Origin of the sequence: Streptomyces cellostaticus, assembly GCF_023630175.1 — a bacterium.
In the GTDB taxonomy this organism is placed as follows: Bacteria; Actinomycetota; Actinomycetes; order Streptomycetales; family Streptomycetaceae; genus Streptomyces; species Streptomyces cellostaticus_A.
Genome location: NZ_JALLIN010000001.1, coordinates 86,308 through 103,012, shown reverse-complemented (window position 1 = coordinate 103,012; position 16,705 = coordinate 86,308). Strand labels below are relative to the sequence as shown.

Annotated in this window: 13 protein-coding genes; 9 read left to right on the top strand and 4 right to left on the bottom strand. The window is 74.0% G+C overall.

Annotation, left to right across the window (positions count from 1 at the left end):
• The first annotated feature begins 16 nt into the window (after window positions 1-16).
• Entirely contained in the window at window positions 17-721 is a 705-nt protein-coding gene (locus MXD57_RS00340) for a GNAT family N-acetyltransferase (RefSeq protein ID WP_250399327.1), read from the top strand.
• Window positions 722-870: 149 nt separating this feature from the next.
• On the opposite strand, the gene meaB is transcribed toward MXD57_RS00340, so the two are convergent.
• The 4 genes from meaB to MXD57_RS00320 form a co-directional block, all read right to left on the bottom strand.
• The gene (gene meaB, locus MXD57_RS00335) at window positions 871-1,875 is read right to left on the bottom strand and encodes a methylmalonyl Co-A mutase-associated GTPase MeaB (RefSeq protein ID WP_250399187.1); all 1,005 of its coding nucleotides are present in this window, start codon (window positions 1,873-1,875) and stop codon (window positions 871-873) included.
• 6 nt (window positions 1,876-1,881) lie between these two features.
• Entirely contained in the window at window positions 1,882-4,056 is a 2,175-nt protein-coding gene (gene scpA, locus MXD57_RS00330; RefSeq protein WP_250399186.1) for a methylmalonyl-CoA mutase, read from the bottom strand.
• Window positions 4,056-5,873 (bottom strand): methylmalonyl-CoA mutase family protein, encoded by a 1,818-nt coding sequence (locus MXD57_RS00325; RefSeq protein WP_250399185.1) that lies wholly within the window; start codon window positions 5,871-5,873, stop codon window positions 4,056-4,058. The genes scpA and MXD57_RS00325 overlap by 1 nt, the downstream gene beginning before the upstream one ends.
• 108 nt (window positions 5,874-5,981) lie before the next feature.
• Window positions 5,982-7,703 carry a hypothetical protein gene (locus tag MXD57_RS00320; RefSeq protein ID WP_250399184.1) on the bottom strand — a complete coding sequence of 574 codons (1,722 nt, stop codon included), beginning with the start codon at window positions 7,701-7,703 and terminating at the stop codon, window positions 5,982-5,984.
• Between the two features lie 269 nt (window positions 7,704-7,972).
• Here MXD57_RS00320 and MXD57_RS00315 point away from each other — a divergent pair, with 269 nt between their 5' ends.
• The 8 genes from MXD57_RS00315 (at window position 7,973) to MXD57_RS00280 (ending at window position 16,660) form a co-directional block, all read left to right on the top strand.
• Complete coding sequence (locus tag MXD57_RS00315) at window positions 7,973-8,362, top strand: cell division protein SepF (RefSeq protein WP_250399183.1); 390 nt, start codon at window positions 7,973-7,975, stop codon at window positions 8,360-8,362.
• A gap of 96 nt (window positions 8,363-8,458) precedes the next feature.
• Window positions 8,459-9,739 (top strand): AAA family ATPase, encoded by a 1,281-nt coding sequence (locus tag MXD57_RS00310; protein WP_250399182.1) that lies wholly within the window; start codon window positions 8,459-8,461, stop codon window positions 9,737-9,739.
• Window positions 9,736-10,080, top strand: a complete 345-nt coding sequence (locus MXD57_RS00305; protein ID WP_250399181.1) for a nucleotide pyrophosphohydrolase — start codon at window positions 9,736-9,738, stop codon at window positions 10,078-10,080. Before MXD57_RS00310 ends, MXD57_RS00305 begins: the two co-directional genes overlap by 4 nt.
• Before the next feature lie 179 nt (window positions 10,081-10,259).
• The gene (locus MXD57_RS00300; protein WP_250399180.1) at window positions 10,260-10,745 is read left to right on the top strand and encodes a DUF6099 family protein; all 486 of its coding nucleotides are present in this window, start codon (window positions 10,260-10,262) and stop codon (window positions 10,743-10,745) included.
• A gap of 114 nt (window positions 10,746-10,859) precedes the next feature.
• A complete protein-coding gene (locus MXD57_RS00295; RefSeq protein WP_250399179.1) occupies window positions 10,860-11,783 on the top strand; it encodes an LLM class F420-dependent oxidoreductase in 924 nt (307 codons plus the stop codon).
• 124 nt (window positions 11,784-11,907) lie between these two features.
• Complete coding sequence (locus MXD57_RS00290; RefSeq protein ID WP_250399178.1) at window positions 11,908-13,458, top strand: 3' terminal RNA ribose 2'-O-methyltransferase Hen1; 1,551 nt, start codon at window positions 11,908-11,910, stop codon at window positions 13,456-13,458.
• Entirely contained in the window at window positions 13,455-15,995 is a 2,541-nt protein-coding gene (locus MXD57_RS00285) for a polynucleotide kinase-phosphatase (protein WP_250399177.1), read from the top strand. The genes MXD57_RS00290 and MXD57_RS00285 overlap by 4 nt, the downstream gene beginning before the upstream one ends.
• A 347-nt stretch (window positions 15,996-16,342) precedes the next feature.
• Complete coding sequence (locus MXD57_RS00280) at window positions 16,343-16,660, top strand: DUF5825 family protein (protein WP_250399176.1); 318 nt, start codon at window positions 16,343-16,345, stop codon at window positions 16,658-16,660.
• Window positions 16,661-16,705: the final 45 nt, after the last annotated feature.

Below are 16,705 nucleotides of genomic sequence, written 5' to 3'. Positions count from 1 at the left end.
CGAGAGGGACGACACGATGGTGAACCGCGAGGCCGTGGCGCTCGACGACCCGGTGGGCGAGTCGCTCCGCGGCCACCACGCCCGTCTCGCCCGCCGGTTCGGCCGGGCGGCCGGCTACCTGCCGGACGTGGCGACGTTCTGCGCGGTGTCCGCGGACCCGGACCCGGCCGAATGGGCGGACCTGGCCCGGCTGCTCGGTTCCGGTGAACTCGCCGACCTGTTCAGCCGGCCGGTCACCCCGCCGCCGGACTGGGAGCCGGTGTTCACCCTCCAAGGCCGCCGGATGACCTGGTCCGGCACCGGCCCGGCCGCGATCCCGGACGCGCGCACCGACGCCGGGGTCGTCGAGCTGGGCCCGGAGAGCGTGCCCGAGATGCTCGCCCTCGTCGAGCGGACCCGCCCGGGACCGTTCCGGCCGCGCACTCCCGAACTGGGCACCTACCTCGGCATCCGCGACGGCGGCCGGCTGGTGGCGATGGCCGGGGAACGGCTGCGGCCCCCGGGCTGGACCGAGATCAGCGCCGTCTGCACCGCTCCCGAGGCCCGCGGGCGCGGCCACGCCCTCCGGCTGATCGGCGCGCTCGTCGCCCGCGTCGTGAAACGCGGGGAACGTCCCTTCCTGCACGTGGCGGAGGCCAACACCGGCGCGATCGCGCTCTACGAGCGACTGGGGTTCACGTCCCGCGAGCACGTGACCTTCCGCGGCTTCCGCGTGCCGTGAGGCCGCCGGGCGCCCCGGGTACGACCCCTCGCACCGTCGTACAAGGGGCGCGGCGCCCGGCCGCGCCGGGGCGATCGGCGTGGCGCTCGCCCGCGCGGCCCGGCCCGGGGCGGTGACGACCGGGCCGGACACGCCTGATCGGCCGGGGCTCACCGCCCCGGCGCCGGGTCCCGCCGTTCCCCGAAGGCCCGCAGGATGCCCTCCGCCGCCAGGGTCGCCGTCAACGTGCCCTCCCTGACCTGCTGTTCCAGGGCGGGGGCGGCCGCGCGCACGGCCGGATCCGCGTGCAGCCGGCCCAGCAGCTCGTCCCGGACCATCGACCAGGTCCAGTCGACCTGCTGGTCCCGCCGCTTGGCGGCGAGCCGGCCGGTGGAGTCCAGCAGCGTCCGGTGCTGCTCCAGCCGCTCCCAGACCACGTCCAGGCCGGTCGACTCCCGGGCGCTGCAGCTCAGCACCGGCGGGGTCCAGAACGCGTCCTTGCCGTGCATCAGCCGAAGCGCACCGGCCAGTTCGCGGGCCGCCGCCCGCGCGTCCCGCTCGTGCGGGCCGTCCGCCTTGTTGACCGCGATCACGTCGGCCAGTTCCAGGACACCCTTCTTGATGCCCTGGAGCTGGTCCCCGGTGCGGGCCAGGGTGAGCAGCAGGAAGGAGTCCACCATGTCGGCGACCGCCGTCTCCGACTGGCCGACGCCGACGGTCTCCACCAGGATCACGTCGTACCCGGCGGCCTCCATCACCACCATCGACTCCCGGGTGGCCTTCGCGACCCCGCCCAGCGTGCCCGCGCTGGGGGAGGGCCGCACGAACGCGTCGGGATCGACCGCGAGGCGCTCCATCCGGGTCTTGTCACCGAGGATCGAGCCGCCGGTCCGAGTGGAGGACGGGTCCACCGCGAGAACGGCCACCCGGTGCCCCAGCGAGGTCAGCGACGTGCCGAACGCGTCGATGAACGTCGACTTTCCGACGCCCGGCACGCCGCTGATGCCGATCCGCCGCGCCCGGCCGCTGTGCGGGAGCAGCTCGGTGAGCAGCTCCTGCGCCAGCACCCGGTGCTGCGGGCGGGTGGACTCGACCAGCGTGATGGCGCGGGCCACCAGGGCCCGCCTGCCGTCGAGCACACCCTTCACATAGGTGTCGAGATCGATCGCTGCCATACGCGGCTACCGCTCGTGGCCGAGGTCGGCCGACAGCCGCTCCACCAGGTCGTACGCCGCGTCCGGGATCACCGTCCCGGGCGGGAACACGGCCGTGGCGCCCATCTCCAGCAGGGTCGGCACGTCCTGCGGCGGGATGACCCCGCCGACCACGATCATGATGTCCCCGCGGCCCTCCTCGGCGAGCCGTTCCCGCAGCGCCGGTACGAGCGTGAGGTGACCGGCGGCCAGCGAGGACACCCCGACCACGTGCACGTCCGCCTCCACCGCCTGCCGGGCGACCTCCTCCGGCGTCTGGAACAGCGGGCCGACGTCCACGTCGAAGCCGAGGTCGGCGAAGGCGGTGGCGATCACCTTCTGGCCGCGGTCGTGGCCGTCCTGGCCCATCTTGGCGACCAGGATGCGCGGCCGCCGCCCCTCGGCCTCCTCGAAGGCGTCCACCAGGGCACGGGTGCGGTCCACGGACGGCGACTCGCCTGCTTCGTTGCGGTACACCCCGGAGATGGTACGGATCTGGCTCGCGTGCCGGCCGTACACCTTCTCCAGGGCGTCGGAGATCTCGCCGACGGTGGCCTTGGCGCGGGCCGCGCGCACGGCCAGCTCCAGCAGGTTGCCGGTGCCGTCCGCGGCCCGGGTGAGCGCGTCCAGCGCGTCCCGGCAGGCCTGCTCGTCCCGCTCCGCGCGCAGCCGCCGCAGCTTCTCGACCTGCTGGGCGCGCACCGAGGAGTTGTCGACCTTCAGGACCTCGATCTGCTCGTCGCTGTCCACCCGGTACTTGTTGACGCCGATCACCGGCTGGCGGCCGGAGTCGATGCGGGCCTGCGTGCGGGCCGCCGCCTCCTCGACCCGCAGCTTGGGGATGCCGGCGTCGATGGCCTGCGCCATGCCGCCCGCCTGCTCCACCTCCTGGATGTGGGCCCAGGCCTTGCGGGCGAGGTCGTACGTCAGCCGCTCGACGTACGCGCTGCCGCCCCACGGGTCGATGACCCGGGTGGTGCCCGACTCCTGCTGGATGAGGAGCTGGGTGTTGCGGGCGATGCGCGCCGAGAAGTCGGTGGGCAGCGCCAGCGCCTCGTCAAGGGCGTTGGTGTGCAGCGACTGGGTGTGGCCCTGCGTCGCGGCCATCGCCTCCACGCAGGTGCGCGTGACGTTGTTGAACACGTCCTGCGCGGTCAGCGACCAGCCCGAGGTCTGCGAGTGGGTGCGCAGCGACAGCGACTTGCTGTTCCCCGGCTCGAACTGCGAGACCAGCTTGGCCCACAGCAGCCGGGCCGCCCTGAGCTTCGCGACCTCCATGAAGAAGTTCATGCCGATCGCCCAGAAGAACGACAGCCGGGGCGCGAACGCGTCCACGTCCAGACCGGCCGCACGCCCCGCGCGGATGTACTCCACGCCGTCCGCGAGGGTGTACGCCAGCTCCAGGTCGGCCGTCGCACCCGCCTCCTGGATGTGGTACCCGGAGATGGAGATGGAGTTGTAGCGGGGCATCCGCTGCGAGGTGTACGCGAAGATGTCGGAGATGATCCGCATCGACGGCTTCGGCGGGTAGATGTAGGTGTTGCGGACCATGAACTCCTTCAGAATGTCGTTCTGAATGGTTCCGGCCAGCTTCTCGGGCGGTACGCCCTGCTCCTCCGCCGCCACGATGTACAGCGCCAGGACCGGCAGCACCGCGCCGTTCATGGTCATCGACACGGTCATCCGGTCCAGCGGGATGCCGTCGAAGAGCTGCCGCATGTCGTAGATGGAGTCGATCGCGACGCCCGCCATGCCGACGTCGCCCGTCACCCGCGGGTGGTCGCTGTCGTAACCCCGGTGCGTGGGCAGGTCGAAGGCGACCGAGAGGCCCTTCTGGCCGGCCGCCAGGTTGCGCCGGTAGAACGCGTTGGACTCCTCCGCGGTGGAGAAGCCCGCGTACTGGCGGATCGTCCAGGGCTGGTTGACGTACATCGTCGGGTACGGGCCGCGCAGGTACGGCGCGATCCCCGGGAACGTGCCGAGGAAGTCCAGGCCCTCCAGGTCACGGCCGGTGTACAGCGGTTTGACCCCGATGCCCTCCGGGGTCTCCCACAGCGGCTCCTCGCTCCCGGTCGCCCGCTTGAGAGCCGCGCGCCACTCCTCGGCGCCGCCGTCGACGGCCGGCGTCCCCAGCTCGATGCCGGCGAAGTCGGGGATTCCCATCAGGACACTCCCATGCGGTCGAGGGTCGCGGACAGCACGTCGATGGCGTCGCAGCCCGCGAAGACGTACGAGTCGACGCCCGGGTGCTCGGCCGGGCGGCCCGCCAGGAACACGTGCCGGGCGCCGGCCGCGCGCAGCGACTCGGCGGCCTGCCCGGCCCGTTCGGCGTAGAGCGCGTCGCTGGAGCACAGCACGGCCTCGGTGGCGCCGCTGTCCTCGAAGGCGCCCTCGGTGACCGGCTCGATGCCGCCCGCCTGGAACAGGTTGGCGGCGAACGTCGAGCGCGCGGTGTACTCGGCGGGCGAACCGAGCGCGGCGAGGAAGATCCTCGGCCGGGAGCCGGTCGCCGCCAGGTGGGCGTCGGAACGGGCCCGCAGGGCCTCGAACGCCTCGTCGCGACGCACCCGGGGCAGGCCGCCGGACGGCGGCTCGGGAGCCGGATCGCGCTCCACCGGCTTCTCGCCCAGCAGCGGGAACTCGCTGACGCCCGTGATGGGTTCGCGCCGCTTGGCGAGCTTCTTGGAGCGCTCCGCCCAGGTCGTCGCCAGGTCCGTGCGGATCCGGCCGGAGCGCAGGCACGCGGCCTGGCCGCCGTCCCGCTCGATCGACCGGAAGTACGCCCAGGCGGCCTGGGCCAGTTCCTCGGTCAGCCGCTCCACGTACCAGGAGCCGCCCGCCGGGTCGATGACCCGGGCCAGGTGCGACTCCTCCAGCAGGATCGTGGAGGTGTTGCGCGCGATACGGCGGGCGAACGCGTCGGGCAGGCCCAGCGCGTGGTCGAACGGCAGCACGGTCACCGAGTCGGCGCCGCCGACCCCGGCGGCCAGTGTCGCCACCGTCGCGCGCAGCATGTTCACCCACGGGTCGCGGCGGGTCAGCATCACCGGGGAGGTCACCGCGTGCTGGACCTGCGCGCCCGCGTCCGGTGCCCCGGCCACCTCGGCGACCCGCGCCCACAGCCGGCGCGCCGCGCGCAGCTTGGCGATGGTCAGGAACTGGTCGGCGGTGGCCGCGTAGCGGAACTCCAGCCGGCCGCAGGCCGCCTCGACGGACAGCCCGGCCTCCGTCATCGCCCGCAGGTAGGCCACCGCGGTGGCCAGGGAGGCGCCCAGCTCCTGCGCGGCCGAGCCGCCCGCCTCGTGGTACGGCAGCGCGTCCACGGTCAGGGCGCGCAGGCCGGGGTGGGTCTCCGCGCAGCGCCGGGCGAGGGCGGCGAAGGGGGCCGGGTCCAGCGCGATGCCGGTGCGGGCCTCGTGGCCGAGCGGGTCGCCGCCCAGGCTGCCGCGCACCGTCTCGGGGGCGACGCCCCTCTCCTCGTACAGCCGCAGCAGCGCCGCGGCGGCCGCCTCGGTGTCGCGCCCGGCGTCCAGGGCGACCGGCGCCAGGTCGAGGAACACCCCGTCGAGCGCCCGGCCCAGCTCGGCGACCGGGATGCCGCCCTCGCCGAGCACCAGCCACAGCGAGGTGACGCCGTTCTCCAGGTCGGCCAGCACAGCGCCGTCCGCGCCGCCGCCCAGCGCCGCGTGCCGCTGCCGTACGTCCCAGCCGCCGGCCGTGTTGCCCTCGGGGCGGCCGCCGCGCACGTACGGGGCGAAGCCGGGCAGGCCGGGGTCGGGTGCGCCGTCGCGCGCGGTGTACAGGGGCCGGGTGCGCAGCCCGTCCTCGAGCGTCGTGGACAGGGCGTCCTCGACTGCCGCGCCCGAGACTTCCTTGCCCGACTTGCGCAGCACACCCTCGACCAGGCGGTGCCACTGCTCGTGTGTCGCGTCAGGGAACTCGGCGGCCAGTGGGAGCCCGTCGTCAGGCAGGACCGTCATGCTCGGATGCTAGGGCAGGGTGCTCGTACGGCAGCAGAGCGGGGGCTGTGACGTTTCCCTCTCTGCGGCTGTGACCTGCACCTCGCCGGGCCCCGGCCGTCCGGTTTCCTACCGTTCGGGTGGCTCCCTCCGGCCGAGTCCGGCCGCGCGCAGGTCCCGGGTGGAGAGCGTCTGCGGGTCACCGGTGAAGGCGCGCAGACGGAGCTTGGCGTCCGCCGCGGCCGGCAGCGTGAACCTGCCGGACGGCGCACGCAGTTCGACGGACGCCGTGGTGTGCGCGGCGATCGTGGCCGGACCGCGCGTCAGGGACCAGTATCTGCTCATCCCGTGGCTGGTGGTGAGCATGTAGTGCGGGGTGAGCGCGGTGTCACCGGTATTGGTCACCCGCAGGCTCAGCGTGGACAGCGACTGCGCCGTGGCCCGCCGCGCCGACGTCACGTCCATCCGCAGCGGCGGCCGGCCCGTGGCCGCGAGAGCCGCGCTCACCAGCGCGGGCACCACCAGGAGGGCGGCCGCGCCGGCCAGCGCCGGCCGGCGGCGCGGGCCCCTGAACCAGCGGGGGCGTGGCTGCCAGGCGTGCGCGAAGTCCGACAGGGGCACGGTGACCGCGGCCGCGAGCCACAGCGGGGTCATCATCAGGTAGTAGCCGTCCTGGGACCGGGTCGCCACGTAGAAGGCGCACCAGGGCAGCACCGTCGCCGCCGGGCCCAGCCGCCGTACGAACAGCGCGTACAGCGCCAGCAGCGCGACGGCGAGCAGCGCACTGGCGCGGCCGTACCAGTCGAGGCGGTCGCTGCCGTGCGTGAAGTACAGCGAGACGTCCACCAGGCCCTGCCCGTGCAGCACCGCGCCCTGGGTCAGGGGCAGCGCGATGCCGTCGAGCCAGGGTCCCGGCTCGCGCACGATGAAGTACGTGTTGACCAGCAGCCATGTCGTCGCGGCGGTGCCGAGGACCCGTGCGCAGACCGCGGTGGCGGCGCGCCCGCCCAGTTCACCGCGGCGCACCGCGTACAGGCCGGCCAGCAGGAACGGTGACACGAACCACGGCAGTTGCTGGGTCGCGCACGCGGCGCCCAGGCACACGGCCCGCGCGATCCCCGGCGCGCCGAGCCGGCCGCCCCTGCCGATGCGCGGCCAGCCGACCACCACCGGGATCAGCAGGACCATGGCCGGGATGGCCGGATAGCCCGAACGGGCGTACCCCGGCAGGAAGCCGAAGCCCAGGCACGCCATCGTCGCCGCCGAGCGCCAGGGCACCGGCAGCAGCCGCCACAGCAGCACCGCGCCGGTGAGCAGTGCGATCGTCGCCGCGGCCGTCGCCGGAGCGCCGCCGCCGCCCACCCACAGCAGGGGCGCGGCCAGCAGCGGGGCGAGCGGGGGATAGCCGTACGTGAAGTCGTAGCCCCCGGCCATCGTCGGCGTCAGTGCGACCTTCGGGCCGTGGAACAGCCAGGGCCACGGCTGCCCGTACACCGGGTGCCCGGCGACGAGTTCCCGCGCGGCCTGGGCGGTGAGCACCGCCTCGTCGCCGCCGGCGTGGTTCAGCCACCAGGCGCAGGCGGCGAGCACGAGGGCCGTCAGCAGCACCATGAGGTCCAGGCGGGCCAGCGAGCGCGTCCGGCGGACCGTCAGGGCGAGGACGCCGCCGGTCAGGATCGAGACGTAGCAGAGCGAGACGACCGCCACGAGGAAGAGGTTGTGGGTCGCCGCCTGCGACCACAGCGACCGGGTCCCGATGAACAGGCTCACGTCGGCGAGCAGGGTCAGGACCCGGTGCCACTGCGCGGGGCCGTGGGGTTCGTCGGTGGGGCGTCCCGGGGCGGTGGACATCGCTGGACGTGTCCACCGCCCGGTTGCCACCTGCTGTGTTTCTGCCAAGTGCACGGCACCGGACGCTAGTGGCGGACGGTGAGCGCGGCCGGGAACGACATGAAGAGACCGGTGTGACGGCGGTAAGAGGGGGGTTTATTCGCACATGTGCCGGATGGAACAGGACGCGTGAGCGGTCGCGCAGTGTGTCGCTGTTGGGCTGAACGGGTGACTTGGCGTAAGAATTGGCTGGTGCAGGCATTGGGTGCGAGTCAGGTCAGGTGGAGCCGGTGAGCCGTTACGACGTCACCGATGAACAGTGGGAGGGGCTCGCCCAGGTCGTGCCGCTGCGGGGCCGGGACGCCTGGCCGTCGGCGGTGGGCCACCGCTCGCTGCCGGATGCCGAGACCGAGACGCGCCGCCGGTTCGTCGTCCTGCGGGTCAACGTGTTCGCGGACGCCCGGGAGGTCGCCGAGACCCTGATGGCCGGGGTGCCGGTGCTGCTGGACCTGTCCGGCTCGGAGGGCGATGTCGCCAAGCGCGTCCTCGACTTCAGTACGGGTGTCGTCTTCGGCCTGGGCAGCGGGATGCACCGGGTCGACCGCAACGTGTTCCTGCTGACGCCGCCCGGCACCGAGGTCAGCGGGCTGATGGAGGGCGCGGGGATCGCCGGCGGCTGACGCCGTCGCCGCGCGGGACGCGGGCGGTCCCCCGATCGTAGGAAGGCGGGGCGGGGAAAACGGTTCGCCGTCCCGGCGGAGGCCTACCGTCCGCATATGGCCGTCCCCTCTGTGCCCACCGGTTCCCCGTCTGCCTCCGGGCCCCTCGAACCGCCCTCCGGTCCCCTCGGCCCACCGTCCGCCGCCGCGGGACGGGCCTCGCGGGTGCCGGGACCGGGCGGGCCGTTCGCGGGCGGTACGGGGGAGCGGTCCCCCGTACCGCCCGACGTACGCGCCCGCGTCACCGAGTTGCGGCTGTCCGCCTTCGCCGGGCACCGGCGGGCCGCGTTCCCGCTGGGCGCCGTCACCCTGTTCGCCGGGCCCAGCGGATCGGGCAAGTCGACCGCGCTCGCCGCGTACGAGGCGCTCGCCCGGCTCGGCGGCGGGGCGCAGCTGGCCGAGGTGTTCCCGGATCCGGTGGCCTGGGTGCCGGAGCGGGCACGGCCCGACGCGCAGCGGCGCCGCGGGTTCCGGATCGGCTGCACGGCCGACGGCGCCGAGGGGCCGGTCCGGCTCGACGTCGCCGTGCAGGCCGAGCCGGAGTTGCGGATCGTGGGCGAACGGCTGACGGCGGACGGGGTGGTCCTGCTGGAGACCGCCCTGCGCGATCCGGGCCGCCGGGCCGTCCAGGCCGCGTGGCACACCGCGGGCGCCTCCCCGGTGACCCGCGCCCCGCTGCCCGACGACCGGCTCGGCACCCCGCTGCTGCCGCTGCGGGTGGCGGGCAAGACCGACGGGCAGCGGCGGGTGCTCGCCGCCACCGAGCAGATGGTCGTCGCCCTGCGCTCGGTCTTCCCCTGCGACCCGCGCCCCGAGCGCATGCGCGCCCCCGTCCCCACCGGATCGGGACGGCTCCTGACCGGCTGCGACAACCTGGCCGACGTACTGTGGCGCACCCGGTCCGAGTGCGGCCGCCGGCACGCCCTGCTCGTCGAGGCACTGCGCGGCGGCTGTGCGGGTCCGGTGTCCGACCTGGTCCCGGAGCCGCTGGCCGACGGCACCGTCCGGGCACTGCTCGACCGGGGTGACGGCCTGCGCACCGAGCTGGCCCGGCTCGGCGACGGCGAACTGCGCTACGTGGCACTGGCGCTGGTGCTGCTGACCGGGCCCGGCGTGCTGGCCGTGGACACACCCGGCGAGGTGCCCGACGCGCTGCGCACCCTCACCGTGCTCACCGACGGCTTCGACCGCGGCCTCGACCCGGCCCAGCGGCGCGCGCTGCTGGCCACGGCGGCCCGGATGGGCGAACGCGGTCACATCCGCTGCGTCGGCGCCGTCAGCGACGCCACCTGGGCGCTGGGGACCGAGGGGGTCACCGTAGTACACCTGAGGCCGTGACGGAACACCCCGACCTGGCCGGACTCCAGCGCAGACTGGCCGAGTTCGCCGCGGCGCGCGCCTGGCAGCCGTACCACACCCCCAAGAACCTGGTGGCCGCGCTCAGCGTGGAGGCCTCCGAACTGGTCGAGATCTTCCAGTGGCTGACGCCCGAGGAGTCGGCCCGGGTGATGGACGACCCGGGCACCGCGCACCGGGTCCGGGACGAGGTCGCCGACGTCCTCGCCTACCTCCTCCAGCTCTGCGAGGTCCTCGGCGTCGACCCGCTGGCCGCCCTGTCCGCCAAGATCGACCGCAACGAGGAGCGTTTCCCGGCGCCGCGGCCGGACGCCTCCGGCTGACGGAGCGCCATCCTCCGCTATCACTCTCTGGAGTCATGACGAGTCCCGAATCCGAATTGTTGTCCACAATTTCCCGCCCATCTCTGGCTTTACGTCTCAGGTGCCCTCACTCTGGGTAGTGAACAGGAGAGTTCACGCGGGCGCGTGAGGACGCACGGCGGACTGAACGGGGGCAGCGCATGGAAGCGGTGCGACTGATCGGGACGAGCAGGCGGGCCCTGGCCCAGGGCACCGACCGGTCCGAGATCATGGCCGAGGTGTGGCAGGCGCAGGCCCTGGCCCAGGCGATCGGCAGCCGCCTCGCGGTGTCCGGCCCGCCGGAGCTGCGGGGCGAGGCGCTGGGACTGACCGAACTGGCGGGCCGGGGCTGCGGCGTCCTGGACGCCCCGGAACTCGACCCCGGCGACCTGCGTGCCGCCCAGCTCACCGAGCTGGACGACGCCCGGCTGACCCTGCTGTGCCTGGACGGCCTGCTGGGCGAGGTCGGCATGGCGCTGGTCGGCATGGCCAGCTCCGCCGCCGACGAGACGGCCTACTGGCAGTGCATGGAGGCCATCGACGCGGCGGACGAGTCCCGGGACCGGGTGCTGGAGATGCTGCGCAAACTGGCCGCTCGCGTGGCGGCGTTACCCGAGGGCGCGGAGGACAGCCCGTCGGGTGTGTGACCGGCCGGACCGTACCGACTCCGCGCCCGTGACCACGGGATTCACCTGATCGGGACGGTCGTGCCCGGCGGTACCGGTGGGGCCGGTGGCGCCGGGGCCGTGCAGGATGGGTGTATGGACCTTCGAATCTTCACCGAGCCCCAGCAGGGGGCCACGTACGACACCTTGCTCACCGTGGCGAAGGCCACCGAGGATCTTGGCTTCGACGCGTTCTTCCGCTCCGACCACTACCTCCGGATGGGCAACGCGGACGGCCTGCCCGGCCCCACGGACGCCTGGATCACGCTGGCCGGCCTGGCCCGCGAGACCAAGCGCATCCGCCTGGGCACCCTGATGACGGCCGGCACCTTCCGCCTTCCGGGCGTGCTCGCCATCCAGGTCGCCCAGGTCGACCAGATGTCCGGCGGCAGAGTCGAACTCGGCCTCGGCGCAGGCTGGTTCGAGGAGGAGCACAAGGCCTACGGCATCCCGTTCCCCAAGGAGAGGTTCGCGCGCCTGGAGGAACAGCTCGAGATCGTCACCGGGCTGTGGGCCACCGGGACCGGCGAGACCTTCGACTTCCACGGTGCCTACTACGACCTCACCGAGTCACCCGCGCTGCCCAAGCCCGCCCAGCCGAGGATCCCGGTGCTCATCGGCGGCCACGGAGCCACCCGCACCCCGCGCCTCGCCGCCCGCTACGCCGACGAGTTCAACATCCCGTTCGCCTCCGTCGAGGACAGCGAGCGGCAGTTCGGCCGGGTGCGCGCCGCCGCCGAGCGGGCGGGCCGCGCGGCCGACGCCCTGACCTACTCGAACGCGCTGGTGGCGTGCGTCGGCCGGGACGACCAGGAGGTCGCCCGCCGGGCCGCCGCGATCGGCCGCGAGGTGGACGAGCTGAAGGCGAACGGCCTGGCCGGCACCCCGGCCGAGGTGGTCGACCGGATCGGCCGCTACGCCGAGACCGGCTCCACCCGCGTCTACCTCCAGATCCTCGACCTGCACGACCTGGACCACCTGGAACTGATCTCCTCCCGGGTCCAGACCCAGCTCTCCTGACCCGGGCCCGCTGCCGCACCGCCCCCGCCCGGTCCGGCCTCTCCGCGCCGAACCGGGCGCAGGGGCCGTTGCGTCCTGGAAAACCACTGGTCGACGGCGTGCGGCAGCGGGGAGACTCGGACCTGTGTTTCTGACGATCTCCACGCGCGGCGACGCCGCCCACCCGGCCACCGACCTCGGGTACCTGCTGCACAAGCATCCCGACAAGGCGCAGACCTTCTCCACCGCCCACGGCACCGCGCACGTCTTCTACCCGCGGGCGGACGCCGAGTGCTGCACGGCCGCGCTGATGCTGGAGGTCGACGCGGTGGCGCTGGCGCGGCGGAGCAAGGGCCGGGGCCGCGGCGCGGCGCCCGACGCGGCACTCGCGCAGTACGTCAACGACCGCCCCTACGCGGCCTCCTCGCTGCTCGCCGTCGCGTTGAGCGGCGTCTTCTCCAGCGCCCTCCGGGGCGTGTGCAGGGCCCGCCCGGAGCTGGCCGCGGCGCCACTGCCGCTGCGCGTCGAGGTGCCCGCGCTGCCCGCCCGCGGCGGTCCCGGCCTCGTACGGAAGCTGTTCGAGCCGCTGGGCTGGACGGTGACCGCCGACCCCGTCGCCCTCGACACCGGGTTCCCGGAGTGGGGCGACTCGCGGTACGTCCGGCTCACCCTGGAGTCGCGGGCGCTGACCCTCGCCGAGGCGCTGCGCCACCTGTACGTCCTGCTGCCCGTGCTCGACGACGCGAAGCACTACTGGGTCGCCCCGGACGAGGTCGACAAGCTGCTGCGCGCCGGTGAGGGCTGGCTGCCCGCGCACCCGGAGCAGAGGCTGATCACCAGCCGCTACCTCTCCCGCCGCTGGTCGCTGACCCGGCAGGCCATGGAGCGGCTGGAGCTGGTGCGGCTGGCCGAGGCCGACGACAGCGAGGTCGAGGCGATCGACAACGCGGTCCCGGCGGACACCGGGGCCGAGGACGAGGACAGGCCGACTCCGCTCGCCGTGCTGCGGCGCGGGGCGATTCTCGCCGCCCTGCGCGAGGCCGGCGCCGCCCGCGTCCTCGACCTGGGCTGCGGTCAGGGCCAGTTGGTGCAGGAACTGCTCAGGGACGCGCGGTTCACCGAGATCGTCGGTGTCGACGTCTCGGTACGGGCCCTGACCATCGCCTCGCGCCGGCTCAAGCTGGACCGCATGGGGGAGCGGCAGGCGGCCCGGGTCAGTCTCCTCCAGGGCTCGCTCGCCTACACCGACAGGCGGCTCAAGGGCTACGACGCGGCCGTGCTCAGCGAGGTGATCGAGCACCTCGACCTGCCCCGGCTGCCCGCCCTCGAGTACGCCGTGTTCGGGCACGCCCGCCCGCGCACGGTCGTCGTGACCACCCCGAACGTCGAGTACAACGTCCGCTGGGAGACGCTGCCCGCCGGACACGTCCGGCACGGCGACCACCGCTTCGAATGGACCCGCGAGGAGTTCCGCGCCTGGGCGGCGGCCGTGGCCGGACGGCACGGGTACGAGGTCGGGTTCGTGCCCGTCGGGCCGGACGACCCCGAGGTCGGGCCGCCCACCCAGATGGCCGTCTTCCACCTGGGGACGCAGAAGTCCGAGAAGGCCGAGAAGGCCGAGAAGGCCGAGAAGGCCGAGAAGAACGCAGGGAACGAGAGCGCCGGGAAGGGCGAGAAGGAGGCGAGGGCGGCATGACCGACACATCCACGGGACGGGTCCTCCCCGTCACCGACCTCTCCCTGGTCGTCCTCGTCGGCGCCTCCGGCTCCGGCAAGTCCACCTTCGCCCGGCGGCACTTCAAGCCGACCGAGGTCATCTCCTCGGACTTCTGCCGCGGCCTCGTCTCCGACGACGAGAACGACCAGAGCGCGAGCCGGGACGCCTTCGACGTGCTGCACTACATCGCCGGCAAGCGGCTCGCCGCCGGCCGCCGCACCGTCGTCGACGCCACCAGCGTGCAGCAGGACAGCCGCCGCCAGTTGATCGAACTGGCCAGGAGGCACGACGTGCTGCCCATCGCCATCGTGCTGGACGTGCCGGAGGACGTGTGCGCCGAGCGCAACGCGTCCCGCACCGACCGCGCCGACATGCCCCGCCGCGTCATCCAGCGTCACACCCGCGAGCTGCGCCGCTCGCTGCGGCACCTGGAGCGCGAGGGCTTCCGCAAGGTGCACGTCCTGCGCGGGGCCGAGGAGGTCGAGAGCGCCACCGTCGTCACCGAGAAGCGGTTCAACGACCTCACCCACCTCACCGGCCCCTTCGACATCGTCGGCGACGTCCACGGCTGCGCGGCCGAACTCGAGGCCCTGCTCGCCAAGCTGGGCTACTCCGACGGCGTGCACCCCGAGGGCCGTACCGCCGTGTTCGTCGGCGACCTGGTCGATCGCGGCCCGGACACCCCGGGCGTGCTGCGCCGGGTGATGTCGATGACCGCCTCCGGCGACGCGCTGTGCGTGCCGGGCAACCACGAGAACAAGTACGGCCGTCACCTCAAGGGCCGCAACGTCCGGCACACCCACGGGCTCGCCGAGACGGTCGAGCAGATGGCGGACGAGAGCGAGGAGTTCAAGGCGGAGGTAGGGCGCTTCCTGGACGGCCTGGTCAGCCACTACGTCCTGGACGGCGGGCGGCTGGTCGTCTGCCACGCCGGCCTGCCCGAGAAGTACCACGGCCGCACCTCGGGGCGGGTGCGCTCGCACGCCCTGTACGGCGAGACCACCGGCGAGACCGACGAGTTCGGGCTGCCCGTGCGCTACCCGTGGGCGGAGGACTACCGCGGCCGCGCCGCCGTGGTCTACGGCCACACCCCGGTGCCGGAGGCGACCTGGCTGAACAACACCATCTGCCTGGACACCGGCGCGGTGTTCGGCGGCAAGCTGACCGCGCTGCGCTGGCCCGAGCGCGAGCTGGTCGACGTACCGGCCGAGCGGGTCTGGTACGAGCCCGCGAGGCCGCTGCGCAGCGAGGCGCCCGGCGGGCAGGACGGCCGGCCGCTCGACCTGGCGGACGTGCACGGCCGCAGGGTGGTGGAGACCCGGCACTCGGGCCGGGTCGCGGTCCGTGAGGAGAACGCCGCCGCGGCACTGGAGGTCATGAGCCGCTTCGCGGTCGACCCGCGCCTGCTGCCGTACCTGCCGCCGACCATGGCGCCGACGGCCACCTCGCACGTCGACGGCTATCTGGAGCACCCGGCCGAGGCGTTCGCCCAGTACGCGTCGGACGGCGTCGGGCGGGTGGTCTGCGAGGAGAAGCACATGGGCTCGCGCGCGGTGGCGCTGGTCTGCCGGGACGCGGAGGCGGCGCGCGCGAGGTTCGGAGCCGACGGGCCCGCGGGGTCCCTCTACACCCGTACCGGACGGCCGTTCTTCGACGACGCGGAGGTGACCGAGGAGATCCTCGGCCGGCTGCGTTCGGCCGTCGCGGCGGCCGGCCTGTGGGACGGACTCGACACCGACTGGCTGCTGCTGGACGCCGAGCTGATGCCGTGGTCGCTGAAGGCCTCGGGTCTGCTGCGCAGCCAGTACGCGGCGGTCGGCGCCGCGTCCGGCGCGGTGTTCCCGGACGCCCTCGCCGCGCTGGAGGCGGCCGCGGCCCGCGGCACCGACGTGGGCGGGCTGCTGGAGCGCCAGCGGGAGCGGGCCGCGGACGCCGCCGCGTTCACCGATGCCTACCGCCGCTACTGCTGGACCACCGACGGCCTGGACGGGGTCCGTCTCGCCCCGTTCCAGATCCTGGCGGTCCGGGGCCGCAGCCTCGCCGGGCTTCCGCACGACGAGCAACTGGCGCTGATCGACCGGATGGTGGAGCACGACGGCACCGGACTGCTGCAGACCACCCGGCGGCTGTACGTCGACACGGGCGACCCCGACTCGGTCCGCGCCGGTGTCGACTGGTGGCTGGAGATGACCGGCCGCGGCGGCGAGGGCATGGTCGTCAAGCCGCTCGGTGCCCTGGTGCGCGACGGCGGGGGCCGGCTGGTGCAGCCCGGCATCAAATGCCGGGGCCGCGAGTACCTGCGGATCATCTACGGCCCGGAGTACACGCGCCCGGACAACCTCGCCCGCCTGCGCGCCCGTTTCCTGGGCCACAAGCGGTCGCTGGCGATCCGGGAGTACGCCCTCGGCCTGGAGGCGCTGGACCGGCTCGCGGACGGCGAGCCGCTGTGGCGGGTGCACGAGGCGGTGTTCGGGGTGCTCGCCCTGGAGCCGGAGCCGGTCGACCCGCGGCTGTGAAGCGAGGGGGCACGGGCTGTCACGGAAGGCCCTTGTGCCGCACACACAACTGTCCATATGGTGGATGGCCGTGCGGCACCGGGGTGTTCGCGCCGCGCAGGGACGCTTAGGAGCAGGCGACGTGGAGATCAGGAAGGTCGTGGTCCGTGCGGACCGGAGCACCGAACGCCGGCCGGCCGTCCTGGAGCAGCGGCCGACCCGCTGAGCACGCGCGTCCACCTGGTCGCGGTGCCCCGGCATCCGCTGGACCTTCCCTCACCACGACTGGGCCTGCTGAACCGGCTGGTGCGGCGGACCCGCCCGGCCGACGAGGGCACCGCGTTCCACGGCTCAGCGAGCCGGCCCGGGTGTCCGAGTCCGGCGCGGTCACCGGGCCGGCGGACACCGCCGCCGGAGCCTTCTGCCACCGGCGCGGCCCCGGCTTCGTCACCGTCATGGACCGCAGGGCGCCAGGCCGGGCGGTCCGGCTCACCCTCGACCACCCCGACCTCCTCGCCGCCTTCGACCTCCGCGCGGAGCGCACGCCACCGGCCGCGCCGGATCCCGCCCGGCGGACGGCCGTCGACCTGCTCGCCGCCGAGGGACCGGTGCGGGTCGACGGCGACCACGCGGTGGCCCTGCCCCCGCGCGTCGGCCGCCGGCCGGTGCCCCGCACCGTGATCTGAGCGCCCCGGCCCCTCTTCTCGTCCAGGCGACGAAAACAGGGGGAG

Bases quoted from the DNA above. Each gene is read 5' to 3' on its own strand.
- MXD57_RS00340 (WP_250399327.1), top strand. From the start codon at position 17: ATGGTGAACCGCGAGGCCGTGGCGCTCGACGACCCGGTGGGCGAGTCG.
- meaB (WP_250399187.1), bottom strand. From the start codon at position 1,875: ATGGCAGCGATCGATCTCGACACCTATGTGAAGGGTGTGCTCGACGGC.
- scpA (WP_250399186.1), bottom strand. From the start codon at position 4,056: ATGGGAATCCCCGACTTCGCCGGCATCGAGCTGGGGACGCCGGCCGTC.
- MXD57_RS00325 (WP_250399185.1), bottom strand. From the start codon at position 5,873: ATGACGGTCCTGCCTGACGACGGGCTCCCACTGGCCGCCGAGTTCCCT.
- MXD57_RS00320 (WP_250399184.1), bottom strand. From the start codon at position 7,703: ATGTCCACCGCCCCGGGACGCCCCACCGACGAACCCCACGGCCCCGCG.
- MXD57_RS00310 (WP_250399182.1), top strand. From the start codon at position 8,459: ATGGCCGTCCCCTCTGTGCCCACCGGTTCCCCGTCTGCCTCCGGGCCC.
- MXD57_RS00300 (WP_250399180.1), top strand. From the start codon at position 10,260: ATGGAAGCGGTGCGACTGATCGGGACGAGCAGGCGGGCCCTGGCCCAG.
- MXD57_RS00295 (WP_250399179.1), top strand. From the start codon at position 10,860: ATGGACCTTCGAATCTTCACCGAGCCCCAGCAGGGGGCCACGTACGAC.
- MXD57_RS00285 (WP_250399177.1), top strand. From the start codon at position 13,455: ATGACCGACACATCCACGGGACGGGTCCTCCCCGTCACCGACCTCTCC.